The sequence below is a fragment of the Candidatus Aquicultor sp. genome (assembly GCA_036504445.1).
In the GTDB taxonomy this organism is placed as follows: Bacteria; Actinomycetota; Aquicultoria; order Aquicultorales; family Aquicultoraceae; genus DASXVE01.
Genome location: DASXVE010000030.1, coordinates 107,598 through 121,556 on the forward strand (window position 1 = coordinate 107,598; position 13,959 = coordinate 121,556).

The 13,959-nt window shown below is 52.0% G+C and carries 13 protein-coding genes; 3 read left to right on the forward strand and 10 right to left on the reverse strand.

Annotated features, from left to right (window positions below):
- Nucleotides 1-188: 188 nt before the first annotated feature.
- Entirely contained in the window at nucleotides 189-1,100 is a 912-nt protein-coding gene (locus VGK02_10775; protein ID HEY3375521.1) for an HAD hydrolase family protein, read from the forward strand.
- A 14-nt stretch (nucleotides 1,101-1,114) separates the two neighbouring features.
- Here the strand turns inward: VGK02_10775 and VGK02_10780 are convergent, their stop codons facing one another.
- The 4 genes from VGK02_10780 to fbp all read right to left on the reverse strand — a co-directional run bounded on the left by VGK02_10780 (nucleotide 1,115) and on the right by fbp (nucleotide 5,287).
- The gene (locus VGK02_10780) at nucleotides 1,115-1,687 is read right to left on the reverse strand and encodes a winged helix-turn-helix domain-containing protein (GenBank protein HEY3375522.1); all 573 of its coding nucleotides are present in this window, start codon (nucleotides 1,685-1,687) and stop codon (nucleotides 1,115-1,117) included.
- Between the two features lie 116 nt (nucleotides 1,688-1,803).
- Complete coding sequence (locus VGK02_10785; GenBank protein HEY3375523.1) at nucleotides 1,804-2,928, reverse strand: glycerate kinase; 1,125 nt, start codon at nucleotides 2,926-2,928, stop codon at nucleotides 1,804-1,806.
- A 135-nt stretch (nucleotides 2,929-3,063) separates the two neighbouring features.
- Nucleotides 3,064-3,945 (reverse strand): polysaccharide deacetylase family protein, encoded by an 882-nt coding sequence (locus tag VGK02_10790; GenBank protein HEY3375524.1) that lies wholly within the window; start codon nucleotides 3,943-3,945, stop codon nucleotides 3,064-3,066.
- Nucleotides 3,946-4,165: 220 nt separating this feature from the next.
- Entirely contained in the window at nucleotides 4,166-5,287 is a 1,122-nt protein-coding gene (fbp, locus tag VGK02_10795; protein ID HEY3375525.1) for a fructose-1,6-bisphosphate aldolase/phosphatase, read from the reverse strand.
- Between the two features lie 516 nt (nucleotides 5,288-5,803).
- On the opposite strand from fbp, the gene VGK02_10800 reads away from it, so the two are divergent.
- Together VGK02_10800 and VGK02_10805 are read left to right on the forward strand one after the other, a co-directional pair.
- On the forward strand, nucleotides 5,804-8,494 hold the full coding sequence (locus VGK02_10800; protein HEY3375526.1) for a cation-translocating P-type ATPase: 2,691 nt from the start codon (nucleotides 5,804-5,806) through the stop codon (nucleotides 8,492-8,494).
- A gap of 133 nt (nucleotides 8,495-8,627) precedes the next feature.
- A complete protein-coding gene (locus tag VGK02_10805) occupies nucleotides 8,628-9,257 on the forward strand; it encodes a DedA family protein (protein ID HEY3375527.1) in 630 nt (209 codons plus the stop codon).
- Nucleotides 9,258-9,274: 17 nt separating this feature from the next.
- On the opposite strand, the gene VGK02_10810 is transcribed toward VGK02_10805, so the two are convergent.
- The 6 genes from VGK02_10810 to VGK02_10835 form a co-directional block, all read right to left on the reverse strand.
- A complete protein-coding gene (locus tag VGK02_10810) occupies nucleotides 9,275-10,210 on the reverse strand; it encodes a D-alanine--D-alanine ligase (protein HEY3375528.1) in 936 nt (311 codons plus the stop codon).
- A gap of 158 nt (nucleotides 10,211-10,368) precedes the next feature.
- Nucleotides 10,369-10,671, reverse strand: a complete 303-nt coding sequence (locus tag VGK02_10815) for a YtxH domain-containing protein (protein HEY3375529.1) — start codon at nucleotides 10,669-10,671, stop codon at nucleotides 10,369-10,371.
- A gap of 92 nt (nucleotides 10,672-10,763) precedes the next feature.
- Nucleotides 10,764-11,636, reverse strand: coding sequence for a ParB/RepB/Spo0J family partition protein (locus tag VGK02_10820; GenBank protein ID HEY3375530.1), 873 nt, complete (start codon nucleotides 11,634-11,636; stop codon nucleotides 10,764-10,766).
- Nucleotides 11,614-12,498, reverse strand: coding sequence for an AAA family ATPase (locus VGK02_10825; GenBank protein ID HEY3375531.1), 885 nt, complete (start codon nucleotides 12,496-12,498; stop codon nucleotides 11,614-11,616). Before VGK02_10825 ends, VGK02_10820 begins: the two co-directional genes overlap by 23 nt.
- Before the next feature lie 41 nt (nucleotides 12,499-12,539).
- A complete protein-coding gene (gene rsmG, locus VGK02_10830; GenBank protein HEY3375532.1) occupies nucleotides 12,540-13,268 on the reverse strand; it encodes a 16S rRNA (guanine(527)-N(7))-methyltransferase RsmG in 729 nt (242 codons plus the stop codon).
- The coding region (locus tag VGK02_10835) for a tRNA uridine-5-carboxymethylaminomethyl(34) synthesis enzyme MnmG (GenBank protein HEY3375533.1) at nucleotides 13,237-13,959 on the reverse strand (723 nt) is incomplete at its 5' end. The genes rsmG and VGK02_10835, both read right to left, overlap by 32 nt.

Here is a 13,959-nt window from a genome sequence, read left to right on the forward strand (position 1 = left end):
CTTACCTTCGCAGCTGTCCTACCGTCTATATCGACCGAAGATTCGAAAACTATATGCGTTATTCAGCGGTTGGTTAAACATCTTTTGATTTACACCGATTCGATCCGGGCTTTTAAATCGGGCGCCGCGGTACTACAATATAGTGTAGGTTTTAACATTGCGGGGTGTAAATTAAAGGAACGCTGCATATGGGATTGAATTTACTTGAGAAGCTTTCAATGGCTGACTATATCGAGCCGTGGCCGGTAGAGCTTATTGACTTTATGGCGCCGGAAACTCGGGTAATATACAGCGACGTCGACGGGACGCTGCTCGGGCCGGGTGGCTGTCTCTTTAAGGATGAGCGAAGTGTCTTTACCGGCTCCGTCGCCCAAGCAGTGCTGCAGTGTCATCTGAACAGTATCGACGTCGTGCTCGTCTCGGGGCGCAACCGCCACCAGCTTTTCTCCGATGCTCGAATTTTGGGCTTTACCAATTGGATCGCCGAGCTTGGCTGCCAGATCGTCTACAGCCGCGGCGAAGTCGTGCTCTTAAATGTAGGGGATTTTCCGATCACCAAGAGCTCGGTTTGGCATGAGATCGACCGGTGTGGCGCGCCTAAGCTTTTACTTGAAACCTTCAAAGGCCGCCTTGAATACCATCTACCTTGGTCGGAAGGACGCGAGTGCACACACCTGCTTCGCGGGCGCATCGATTGCGGTGCGGCGAACGCTCTTCTTGCCGGCCACGGGCACGGCGAGCTAAAAGTAATCGATAACGGCCTGGTCCACCGGCGCAGTTCTGCACTGGCCGCAGACATCCGGGAAGTTCATGCGTACCACCTGTTGCCTAAGGCCAGTAGTAAGTCATCGGCCGTGCGCAAAGACCGCGAAACCCGCGATATTCCAAAGGACCTCACGGCGGCCATCGGGGATTCTATCGCCGACCTCGAACTCGCCAATGAAGTCGGCGTGCTGTTTTTAGTGCGCAATGCGGTGATCGCCAACCCTGAGCTACTCGAGCGCATTAAGGATTATCCGAATGTTTTTATCACTCATGAGGCGATGGGGTTAGGTTGGGCTGAGGCGATAGACTTTCTCATCGGCCGGAAATCCCATTAGGGGTTAACGAGCGCTTATCGTTTTTCCGCTAGATTTGCTATCAAAACGATCTTCTCACCATTTAGCGCCGCCGCAAGTGACGCGTCATTTTCTTCGATAAGGTGCCGGAACTCTTCCGGGGAGTACTGGATGTATTGGAGTTTTCTCCCGAGTGTTGTCTCAACATCAGGCACAATCATGTCAATCTCGTGGCGGGCTACCGTTCCAATGATTACGGTATCGATGCTTTCGGCCCTGTCGTGTTCCGGGCCAGCAAACTCACCGTAGATAAATGCAAGTTGTACGCCATCGAGTGCCTCCAGGCGCTCGCGTAAAAACTCGGCCGCCCCATCGGTCTTGGTGTAGAGGCGCCGCAGTTCAGGCAGTATGGGAAATTGCTGTTCGAGGGTAAAGTACTTGTGGTTGCCGTGACGACGGGAGCGAATTAAGCCAAACGCCTCGAGCCGCCCCAATTCTCGCTGAACCGCGCTTGCCGGCTCATCAATAGCGCGACTTACCTCCCTCAGATATACTTCCACTGAAGGTTGGCTAACGAAGTAGGTAACCAGTTTTGCGGTAACCCGTGACCGAAACAGTAGTTCAAGCATTCCCTCACCAGATCCGTTGTGTTCATGATTTGTTAACAGCTTGTTCAGTAATAGTGTACAACTTCCTGGGGTAAGTTTCCATAAGTGATATCTTCAGTAAAGGGATAGATGCTAGTTTAGGCGAGCAGCGCTGCCGCGAGTTCTTTGCCGGCTTGCTCGAGATAGCGTGCCGGGTCGTGCATGGCGGCGTCAAGCGAAGGAGCGATATCTGCTAGGGCAACGATTCTAACCGGGCCGTTTCGTTGGAACACCTCGTAGCCCGACCCAAGTCTTCCCACAACAACGGCGACCGGCACCCCTGCTTCCCGGGCGAGCTGCACCACATAGGCCGGCGCTTTGCCGTGTGCGCTTTGCCCGTCGAGCTGACCTTCTCCGGTTATAACAAGTGCAGCTTCCTCGACTTTCTCCGTCAATTTCAGCGACTCGCCGATGAGTTGCGCGCCCGGCACCAGGCGTGCGCCGAGCAATGCAACCAAGCTGGCGCCGAGACCGCCGGCGGCTCCTCCACCAGGTAGCTCAGAAACGTCGATATCAAGATCGCGCTTTACTATATGCGCAAAGTGAATTGCCCCCTGCTCGAGCGCAAAGACGGTTTGGGCATCTGCTCCCTTCTGGGGCGCAAACGCGTGCGCGGCACCGAGCGGGCCGTACAGCGGATTGTCAACATCAACCGCCACGAGAAACTCGGTGCCCCACACCCGTGGGTCGAGAGCACTTACATCGATAGCGCTGATTTTTATGAGTTCGCCGCCGCCGAAGCCGATCGGGCTTCCGTCCGCCTTTAACAGTTTGACGCCGAGCGCTTGGGCGCACCCCACACCGGCATCCACAGTTGCGCTTCCCCCGATACCGATAACGATACGCTTCGTGCCCGTATCAAGTGCCATATCGATAAGTTCGCCGGTTCCGTAGGTGGTAGTTATGAGGGGATCGCGTTTATCCGGCGGCACGAGGACAAGCCCGGATGCTTGCGCCATCTCGATTGCCGCACTGGAATCGGACAACACGGCAAAGCCGGCTTTAACGGGCTCACCTAACGGACCGGTTACAACCACATTGTGGCGCACGCCACCAACCACGGCAAGCAGCGCATCAACGGTGCCCTCGCCACCATCGGCCATCGGGGCAGTGAGGATGTCGGCGTGCGGTATGACGCTTGCTATGCCGGCCGCAAGAGCATGCGCAACCGATGTTGCGTCGAGTGTCCCTTTAAACTTATCTGGAGCGATAACGATTTTCATGGTTTTAAAGTTATTCTGGTGTCAACGTTAGATTTACAATGGTTTATATATATCTACCGGTATTACTAATAACACACTGGTACATATAAAGAAAAAGGCCCGAAACGTTTCGGGCCATAAATTGCTATTCTACTGTTACGCTTGCGTAAGAATTCCGCTTGTCTCCATCTCTTGCTCTTCGAGACGGCGTAACATTTCAGAGATCGGGATAATCTCAAATCCTCTTGCATGCAAATGATCGATTACTAGGCCAAGAGATTCAACCGTATTCTCACGGCTGGCCCCTTCGCGACGAACAAGCGCACCGCTATCGTGAAAGAGCAAAATAGCGCCGGGCCGCGCAAAACGGGTGATTCGTCGCAGAATCCGCTGTGGACTCAAGCCTCGCCAATCAACACTGCTTACTGTCCACAGAATCAGGTTGTAGCCTTCCTCGTCGACAATTACCTTGCGAACTGCGGTACTATAAATCCCCCGCGGCGGACGGAACAGTTTGGTATTAGCGCCCGTTACCTGCTCGATAATATGATTTGTCTTCCGTGTTTGTGCGAGCACCATGCGGCGCGTTGAAGGCACCATGTCTTTATGGGTGTATGTATGATTGCCGATGTCGTGCCCTTCATCGACAATACGTTTGGCGACCTCAGGGTACTTCTTAACGTGGCATCCGACTACAAAAAATGTGGCCTTGACGCCTTTTTCTTTTAAGACATCCAAAATCTTCGGCGTATATATGGGGTTCGGTCCGTCATCAAAGGTAATTGCGATGACGTTTTCATGCGGACCGCGCCGCATAATGCCATCCTGACACCCGATCCCGTGGTATTCGTAATAGCTTACCATTGCTGCAACTATTGGTATGAGCAGAAAGATACCGCCAATAAGAAGATTTAATGCATCGGCATCTCGAAACCACTCCCAAAATTCCGGTGAGCGCAGGATAGCTATTGCGAATATCCCGATGAGCGAGAGAACTATTGCGCTGGTGGCAAGCTGAATCGGTTTTCTCATTCCCATATCACCCCCAATAAATTTGGCAAACTTCTTATTTTACTAGGATGCAAACATTATTATCTGTACCCAAAGCAAATCAGCATCTATTGTACTATAAATCATGCTCGCCCTACAGTCTCTTTTTTACAAGTAGTGGAATTGCTCATGGCAGAGTTCTGAGGGGCGCATAAAAAAAGCGACGGAACTTGCGTTCCGTCGCTTACTATTTTTCAAAACGCGTTTCTTACTCGACCACTTCTGCTTCGGTCGTTTTCTCAAAACGTGATGCGAGTTTTTCCATAACCTGCGGCATAGTGGTGTATTCCATCTCATCGAGCGGCAGGCGATGCGGCTCAAACGGACCGTGTGTGCGAAAGTAATCGGCCACATTAAGTGCAAGCCTGCGGGCGTTATCGTAAGAGACGTCGCCGAGCATGTCGCGTGGCCCTACGAGCTTGCCTTTTGCAATCTGGAAGCCAAGACCGACAACGCGCGGTGGGCCGTCAAAGCGGGTTGGTGTATCTTGCGTTACCGATACCGGCATGAGTGGGCCGTGATGGCTTCCCCTCATCCAACCGGCAACCGCATGCGGGAAGGAGAACGGCTCGAGCGCCTCGCCTACGGCCGGCAGACCGCTCTGGCAGCGAATGATCATGACCGGATCATCTTTACCAACGTAACGGCCGGCAAGCTTGTAAAGTTTCTGGGTCGATGTCGCCGCTGCGGGCTCCATATCCGTCTTACGGAAGACGTTCTTAACTACATAGCGGCTCGGAGCGCCGATAAATACCAGCATCTCGTAAAGCTCTTCTGGAAGCTTGAAGAAGATGCGTGTTTCCTCGACGAGGTCGTGCACTTCAAAAACAAATCCGTCGTGCATATTCGGGTCGATAACGAGGCCGATTGTGTTAAACGGATCGGCGAATACCTTATAAATTGGGAAGTTCCATGCACCTGGCTCGGTTTTGTCGGCTAAGAATACAAGAACCGGTTCACTCTTTCTCTCTTCAAACTCCATCTCGGCACAACCAGGACCCATACCCTTGACATTGCCGGAAAACGCATCCGCTAAAAGGTCTTGACCTGCACCATACTGGCCCAGTTCTTTTGCTACCTCAGTGCATGCCTCAAATGTTTCCCATGCGAATTTGTGGACGTCAACATTGTCCATGCCGTGCTTGTGCGTCATGATAAGGGCGATGTCATCGCCAACCTTCTGGCGCGAGTAATCGATGATAAGGCCCTCTTTTTTAGCTGCTTCGAGCCTTTCCTCGGCCCTCTTAAGAAGCGCCGGGTGAACGTCACTGTGCCCAACGTAACCGCCGACATCAGCCTTAATGACGCTCAGAGTAATTTTTCCAGGCATTAATAAACCTCCTTCTAAATTTCGCTTAAATAGCGGGCAATAGGCTACTTAAGCAACCGAAACTGTTTTGTGCGCTTGCTTCAACATTGCTATCTAATTGTTGTTTAAGTGGGGTTTCCTGCTACAAGGAGAACGCAACAATGCGCCTTATTGTAGCCCAAGGTCTTACCTAGGATACAGTATAGCACACAACAACCAGCTGCGTGTCAATTGTTACAGAATTTAACCGCAAACACTATATTCCTTCTTAAGTAGCTTTTGAGCGCCAAGCCAAACGGACAGCTAAGTTAGTGTAGTAAGCGGACTATAAAGAGTACGGGACACGATTCAACCCCGCATATTTCGTTCCACAAAATTTCACAATCTAAACAAGTTTTAAAGGATTAGGGCTTCATATTTGTTTTTGGTCGGCAAGATAGAGCTGCTGCGGCTTTGGGCACACACAAAATAGCCTGTAATGGCCGGGGTTATCTTCATGATATTCCGGCAAGCGCTGCTAGCGTACAAGGGGAAACAATGGCGCAACCGGCATGGCACACCAAAGCCGTGGACGAGATTATTGCTGAGCTTAGAACGGATATCACAAGCGGTCTCCCGGAAGATGAAGCGTGGCGGCTGGAAGCATGCGGACCGAATGCGTTGCCGGAGAAAGCGCGGCCGACGGCGCTCGCCCTGTTTTTAAGCCAATTTAACGATTTCATTATATGGGTGCTTGTGGCGGCGGCATTGGTATCCGGTTTATTACTGCGCGAACTTACAGATACGCTGGCCATTGTGGCGATACTGCTCCTTAACGCCGTCCTTGGATTTACGCAGGAATATCGTGCCGAACAGGCACTGGATGCGCTCAAAAAACTCACGGCACCGCAAGCAAGGGTTGTGCGTGGCGGCGTCGAGGAACGGCTACCGGCTCGCGACCTTGTGCCCGGTGATATCATCCTCATAGAAGGCGGTGACATCGTACCGGCGGATGCGAGACTGGTATCTGCGGGCGCGCTCTTGGTCGGTGAGGCGGCGCTTACGGGTGAATCGGAAACGGCGGCAAAGACCGCAACAACCATCAGTGACCCAAATATTCCGATTGGCGATCGCGACAATATGGTGTATTTAGGAACAATCGTTTCCGCCGGGCATGGCCGGGCGGTAGTTGTTGCAACCGGATTAGCGACTGAAATGGGCAGGATAGCCGAGCTTATCCAGGGAGGGGCGGAGAGGACCCCCTTGCAAACCGAGCTTAACTCGGTTGGACGGGGAATTGCGGTCATCGTTATCGCTGTTGCCGCTATTGTTTTTGTGACCGGCCTTCTCCGGGGATTTAGTCCGGTTTTTATGTTTCTGGCTTCTGTGAGCTTGGCTGTTGCCGCAATCCCTGAAGGACTTCCTGCAATTGTCACCGTGACGTTAGCGCTGAGTGTTCAGGCTATGGCGCAACACAATGCAATCGTGCGCCGCCTCAGCGCAGTAGAAACACTCGGCGCAACCACGGTTATCTGCACAGATAAAACAGGCACGTTAACCCAAAACCGGATGACGGTCGAGCGTATTTATGTAGGCGGGCACATGTCCTCTCTCGCAGACGGACATATTACCGGCGAGGCCGCGACATCTGCTGATGATATCACTAAGTTGCTGACAATTGCTACGCTCTGTAATGATGCGCACAGAATCGGCGATGGGAAGCTTACCGGTGACCCGACAGAAACCGCGCTTATATCGTTTGCGGATGCCTTAGGGCAGAGAAAAGAACTCCTCGAAATCGAGCATCCACGTGTAGGCGAGATTCCGTTCGACTCGGAGAGAAAACGGATGACAACGATAAACCGGGATACTAACGGCTTCCTGGTGCTTACAAAAGGCGCCCCGGAGGTTGTACTTTCGCGATGCGAATACCAGCTCGTCAACGGGCATGTGCAACAGCTTTCAGCGAAAGCGCGGTCGCACATTATTGAGACCACTAGCACGCTCTCATCCGAAGGGTATCGCAATTTGGCGCTTGCCTATAAAACAATAGATGCGAAGCCTCGGGCGGCAATTGAGGCTACAGATAAGGTTGAGCGTGATCTCGTTTTTGCGGGGCTGATCAGCATGGCCGACCCTCCGCGACCGGAAGTTGCCACGGCTATTAAAACCACACAAACCGCTGGTATGCACGTCGTGATGGTCACCGGCGACCATAAGCTTACCGCAAGGGCGATCGCTGAACGAATTGGTCTTCTGGACAACAAGTATGTGCTTACCGGCGCTGAGCTTGGCGCAATGGACGTAAGTGCACTTGCCGCAACTATCGAAAATATCGCCGTGCTATCGCGCGTTAATCCGGAGGATAAGGTAAAAATTGTGCAGGCGTTTAAGCAGCGAGGAGACATCGTTGCTATGACCGGTGACGGCGTTAATGACGCGCCTGCCGTCAAAAAGGCCGACGTTGGAATTGCGATGGGTAAAGTTGGAACCGATGTCACAAAAGAGGCGTCCGATGTCATTCTCGCCGATGACAACTTCGCAACCATCGTGGCTGCTGTGCGGCAAGGACGTCTCACCTATGATAACCTGAAGAAGTTCATATTGTTTCTCCTCTCCTGCAATGCGAGTGAAGTGTTCACGGTCTTTATCGCGTTAATGATCGGATTACCGGTGCCGCTGTTGCCGGTGCAAATCCTCTTAACCAACCTCATTACCGATGGCTTCCCGGCGCTCGCGCTTGGGGTTGAACCGCCCGCCGGCGACCTCATGAGGCGCCAGCCACGCCGGATTGGCGAAGGCATTCTCTCTAGACCGCGCTTGGTTCGAGTCATTTGGCAAGGCTTTGTACTGACAATCGGCATCCTTGGCGCATTTGTCGGAGCGCTCATTGTTGAAGGCACGCCGCTTTTTTCGGGTGGAGGGATAGTGCAAACCAGCTCGCTTTCCACCGCCCAAACCGTGGCGTTTACAACCATGGTAGCAATTCAGCTTTTGCATTCACTAAACTACCGCACGGCGGCGACGACACTGTTCTCAAGAGAGGTATTTCTCAATCGCTACCTGCTCATTGCGATTGCGGGGTCGTTCGCACTACAACTCGTCATCATCTATGTGCCGTTTCTTCAATCACTCTTCAACACCCGGCCGCTCGGCGTCAATGAATGGCTCGTCGTTCTCGCCGCAATCCTGCCGGCAATGATCATCATCGATGTTACCAAGACCAGAAACAGCGTCGGTCGCTTCTAACCGGGTTGCCTTAAAAATTACGCGCACATATGGTACTGTATATTGGTTGTGTAGTCTCGGTGTAATTTATTGTTGAGTGTGCCGGGTGCCGCTCACGTTTTCATGAAGACTTTTGCCGTGTGAAAGGGAAATCATGTCACTACTAGACCTAATAGCCAACACCGTCGTGTTTGTCATTAAAGAATTCGGGTATCCTGCGGTTTTTATAGCGATGTTTTTGGAAAGCGCTTGTATCCCCATCCCGTCCGAGGTAGTGATGCCGTTCAGTGGTTTTGCGTCATCGCAGGGGGTGCTGTCGTTTTGGCCTGTGGTAGCCATAGGCGTCTTAGGGCAAACATGCGGCTCGACTATCACTTACTTTATTGGCAAAAGCGGTGGTAGAAGGCTGCTCGAGAAGTACGGTAAATATGTGCTTATAGCCACCAAAGATATTAAAAAAGCAGACGGCTGGTTTGATCGCTACGGCGAAGCCACTGTTCTCTTTACGAGAATGATGCCGGTTGTTCGCACGTTTATCTCGCTACCGGCCGGTATATCGAGAATGGGTTTTAGTAAGTTTCTCGCGTACTCCGTCATCGGCATCATCCCTTGGACTCTCATGCTGACATATGTCGGTGTCAAGATGGGACAGAACTGGGAACGGATTCGAAATGTCTTCCACGGCTTTGATTATGCGATCGTTGCCGTGTTTGCCGTTTTAGTTGCTGTGTATGTGTGGAACCACATTAAGCACGCACAAGAAGCGCCGCAGGAGCAAGAGTAGACTTCTGCTGTGACGGTCTAGGCTCGGCCATCAAGCGCGAGCTCAACGATATATGAGACCAGCTCGGGGAATTCATAACCGCCGGCACGCGCCGCATCAGGAAAGAGGCTCAGGTTCGTCATGCCGGGGATTGTGTTTATCTCGAGTACGTATGGCGTCCCGTCCCCGCCGACAATGATATCAACCCGGGAAAACCCACGGCACCCGATCGCGTTATGAGCTTTAATAGCCATTTCTTGCGCTTGTTGTTGCTGCTCTTCAGGGATACGCGCCGGGATAATGTGTTTGCTTAAGCCGGCGGTATATTTTGTTTTATAGTCATAAAAACCGGTTGTCGTCTCAACTTCCAGCGTCGGGAGCGCCTGTGGCTCGTTCCCTAGAATACCGACGGTAATCTCGGTCCCCGTAACGAATTGCTCCAACACGACTTCATCATCATATAGAAACGCAGTTTCAATCGCCCCGGCAAGCTCGCCCTCGTTGTCGACAATACTCATACCGATAGTTGAGCCCTCACACACGGGTTTAACGACAACCGGAAGGCCGACTTCGCGCATAGCTTCGGTTAGCATATCCGTGCTTAAAGAATATGCTTGCTTCGAGATTACGGAAAAGCGGGGCGTCGTAATACCTGCGGATTCGAAAATGCGCTTGGATATCGCTTTATTGATGCCGATTGCGCTTGCCAAAACGCCCGAGCCCGTATATGGCAAGTCGAGAATTTCAAGCATGCCTTGAACTGTGCCGTCTTCGCCAAAGCGCCCGTGCAGCGCTATAAAAACGACGGCGGGCTTCAACGCAAGTAGCGTCTGCCCGACACGCTCATTGAGCTCAACTTTTACCGTATCGTACCCCTTTAATATAAGGGCGTTATAGATTTGTTCGCCTGTTAAGAGCGAGATCTCGCGCTCCGCCGAGCGCCCACCCATTAAAACCGCGACTTTCTTACTCACAACAATTCCTCATCTGTAGTGCTCATATTTCCAATGGTTATCATTCCGGGTACTGCTACGATTACCTCACTACCCGGGGCCGCATAAGCGCCGGTTGGCCATGATGTGCAGCATTGATTATAGTATAGAACTATAGTGGACCTTCTCGAGAAGCACTTCTATGCTTCGCTTAAGTGGTACTCCTCGAGCTGGGATTTAATCTCATCGAGTTGCTTGCGTAAATTGCGCTCTTGCAAACCTACGACTTTTTCTACTTGGATGGCCGCTTGATCGATGCAGGCCCGGGCTTGATCGATTAGCTCGATAACTGTCGCTCGAATACCTGTCGCTCTATGTGCAATCTGGCCTCTCACCTGAGCACCTGTAAGGGGTGTTAATAAGAGCCCTATTATAGCGCCCGCCGCCAAGCCCAGGAGTAAGCCTAAACTAAATTCAGCAGCGCCAAAACGTTTATCTTCCATTTGCTTCCCTCCACAAACTGAGCATGTCCTCATCTCTATCTTAACCCAGGATGCAATATTTACAAATACTGGGCATCGAGAAACATGCCGCGCTACTTCTCGGATTCTAATATTCCCAGGATACGTTGCAGATCAACTTCCGACTTAAAGTGGATCTCCACGCGCCCCTTCTCGCCTTGCAGTTTCACTTTAACCTTGGCGGAGAGTTGCTTCGATAGATCTCTTGCTTTGATGCGATAGTGCATAGGGGTCGGTGTTGCTTTGCGTTCCTTCTCGGGATTTTGCCACAACTTTGCCAGCGCTTCGGTTTGCCGCACCGTTAAACCCCCGGCGACCACGCGCTCTGCAAGCTTGATTTGTAGTTCTTCGGTCGAAAGCGACAGGACGGTTCGCGCATGCCCTGCTTGCAACGTACCCTCAACAATCATTTGTTTAACCGCATCCGGCAGCCTTAAGAGGCGTATCATATTGGCAACAGTGCTGCGCTTTTTGCCCACCCGCTGAGCGATTTCTTCTTGTGTAAAATCGAAGTCTTCGACCAGATGATAATAGGCGGCGGCTTCCTCGAGCGCGTTGAGATCTTGCCGCTGGACATTCTCGATTATCGCAAGCTCGATCGCTTCGATGTCCGATGTCTCCCGTATAAGCGCCGGTACGGTTTCGAGACCGGCCGCTTTTGCTGCCCGCCACCTACGCTCACCAACAATAAGTTCGTACAGCGTCCCAACCGGGCGAACCACAACCGGTTGGATTAAACCGTGCTCCTTAACCGAAGACAAAAGCTCATCAAACGACTCCTCGTCGAAGGTCTTGCGCGGCTGGTTCGGGTTGGGCACGATTTTTGTAATCGGTATATCCTGAAGGCGGCCCGCTTGCTCGTCGTCGAGGAGCAGCGGGGCGCTTGCTTCGTGCGTTATGGTTGGTATCAGCGATTCGAGCCCTCTACCCAGTCCTCTTTTTTGCACGCTCCATCACTTCCCTTGCAAATTGTTGATATGCTTGTGCGCCTTTTGACTGCGCATCATAGCGATTTATCGGGACACCGAAGCTCGGTGCCTCGCTCAGACGGACCGTCCGCGGTATCACGGTATCGAACACTAGTTCGTGAAAAAACTTCTTAACTTCATCGATGACCTGTTGTGATAGGCGCGTGCGGATGTCATGCATGGTCATGAGCACACCGCCGATTTTCAAGTCCGGGTTGAGGTTGTTCTTAACCAAACGAACACTCTCAAGTAGCTTGCTTAAGCCTTCAAGCGCATAAAACTCACACTGCACCGGAATAATAAGCTCTTCGACCGCGGTAAGCGCATTCACCGTGAGAAGCCCGAGCGACGGCGGGCAGTCGATAATAATGTAATCATAATGCGACTTAATCTGCGAAATCGACCGCTTGAGCCGGTGCTCTCTCGAGAGTGCCGACACGAGCTCGATCTCAGCCCCCGCGAGCTGTACGGTAGCCGGAGCGATGAAAAGATTCTTTATCTGAGTGCGGATGATGATGGCCGAAAGCGGTTTCTCATCAACAATCACATCATACATACACGCAGGTAATGAGTCTTTATCAACACCCAGACCGCTGCTGGTATTGCCTTGAGGATCAAAATCAATAAGGAGCACCTTCTGCCCCATATCCGCAAGATACGACCCTAAGTTGACGGCGGTCGTGCTTTTACCAACGCCGCCTTTCTGGTTAACCACCGCGTAGGTAAGCCCGCTCCGCTCGCCGGAACTATCGTGCGAGGGGTAGTCGGTCGCTATGGGTTTTTCGGCTCTAATTTCTTCCTCAAGTTGTTGTAGTCGACGAGAAAATAGCCCTAATGCCATGGTTACCCTTTTCTAAGCTGCGTTTTTTCCTGCTTGTCGTGCTACTTTAGCAGCGGTCGTTTGGTCGGTATCCCGGCCTTTCGGGGATAGGTGGGCGGCGTCGATTTTTCCTTTGCGATCGATACCAAATACCGCTCTGCTTGAAGAAATGGTACCATAACTTGAGCTATCTCTTCAACGCAACCGCCAAGTATATGCACGGCAAATTCCGCTTTTTTTACCTCTTCTTCAACGCCCTTTGCTTTATAGCAAACAAAGCGCCCACCTATTATTACCAGGGGAAGTGCGTACTCTGCGAGCACCGCAACCTCGGCGACAGCCCGAGAGAGCGCCATATTGAAGTATTCACGATATTTTTGAATGCGACCAAAATCTTCGGCACGTTGGGCAACCACCGTAACCTCGCTAAGTTCAAGGATATCGGTGATATGCTCCAGAAAACCTGCTTTTTTTATTGAAGATTCAAGAAGTGTAAGCTCGATATCCGGTCGGGTGATTTTTAATGGTATACCGGGAAAACCGGCACCGGCACCGATATCGACCACGGCTGCGCTATACGGAATATTGCATACACTCAAAAGAGATATTGAATCGAGAAAATGCTTGGTAACAATATCATGCGGGTCGGTAATGGTTGTGAGGTTGAACCGGTCGTTCCACTCTTGGAGCTCGACAAGATAGCGCATAAAGTCGGTGACTTGAGCGTCGGTAAGCTTTATATTAAGCTCACTCGCACCTTTAGCTAAGAGCTCGGCTGGTGTCGGATTCATCGATTGCATCACTTTCCCGCACATCGGCTGCGTTGTTCTCCCGCGAGTACTGCTCAAGACAGATAAGCAGCGCGTTTATATCAGCGGGAGAGACGCCGGGGATCCGCGATGCCTGCCCGATAGAGTTAGGGCGCACCTGCGCTAGTTTCTCACGCGCATGGTACGAGAGACCGTGCTGTTCGGCATACTCGATATCAGCGGGGATCTTTTTTGCCTCAAGGCGTTTAAACTGGCGTATATGCGATTGCTGCCGCTTAATATATCCCTCGTATTTAACTTCGATCTCGAGCTGCTCCCGCAACACGGGGTGGGCGGTCGCAAGCATCGGCGCAAACTGTGTGAGCTGGCCGACCGAGACTTCAGGGCGGCGCAATAGCTCAAGCAACGACACCTGCCCATTCACGGGAGTCGTTCCCATTGAGACCAGTATATCGTTTATAGTATCGGTTGGTGGCAGATATGTCGAACCGAGCAGAGCAACCGTCTCCTCAATGAATGCCGATTTTGCGTTTACCCGTGCGTACCTGCCGTCAGCGATAAGCCCAAGCTCATACCCAAACCTAGAAAGACGTAAATCGGCGTTGTCCGAGCGCAAAATCAGGCGATACTCGGCACGCGACGTAAACATCCGGTACGGCTCATCTACGCCTTTTGTAACCAGGTCATCGATGAGTACACCGATGTACGCCTG

Coding starts and splice junctions, on each gene's coding strand:
- VGK02_10800 (HEY3375526.1), top strand. CDS start 5,804: ATGGCGCAACCGGCATGGCACACCAAAGCCGTGGACGAGATTATTGCT.
- VGK02_10780 (HEY3375522.1), bottom strand. CDS start 1,687: ATGCTTGAACTACTGTTTCGGTCACGGGTTACCGCAAAACTGGTTACC.
- VGK02_10775 (HEY3375521.1), top strand. CDS start 189: ATGGGATTGAATTTACTTGAGAAGCTTTCAATGGCTGACTATATCGAG.
- VGK02_10815 (HEY3375529.1), bottom strand. CDS start 10,671: ATGGAAGATAAACGTTTTGGCGCTGCTGAATTTAGTTTAGGCTTACTC.
- rsmG (HEY3375532.1), bottom strand. CDS start 13,268: ATGAATCCGACACCAGCCGAGCTCTTAGCTAAAGGTGCGAGTGAGCTT.
- fbp (HEY3375525.1), bottom strand. CDS start 5,287: ATGCCTGGAAAAATTACTCTGAGCGTCATTAAGGCTGATGTCGGCGGT.
- VGK02_10825 (HEY3375531.1), bottom strand. CDS start 12,498: ATGGCATTAGGGCTATTTTCTCGTCGACTACAACAACTTGAGGAAGAA.
- VGK02_10790 (HEY3375524.1), bottom strand. CDS start 3,945: ATGGGAATGAGAAAACCGATTCAGCTTGCCACCAGCGCAATAGTTCTC.
- VGK02_10785 (HEY3375523.1), bottom strand. CDS start 2,928: ATGAAAATCGTTATCGCTCCAGATAAGTTTAAAGGGACACTCGACGCA.
- VGK02_10805 (HEY3375527.1), top strand. CDS start 8,628: ATGTCACTACTAGACCTAATAGCCAACACCGTCGTGTTTGTCATTAAA.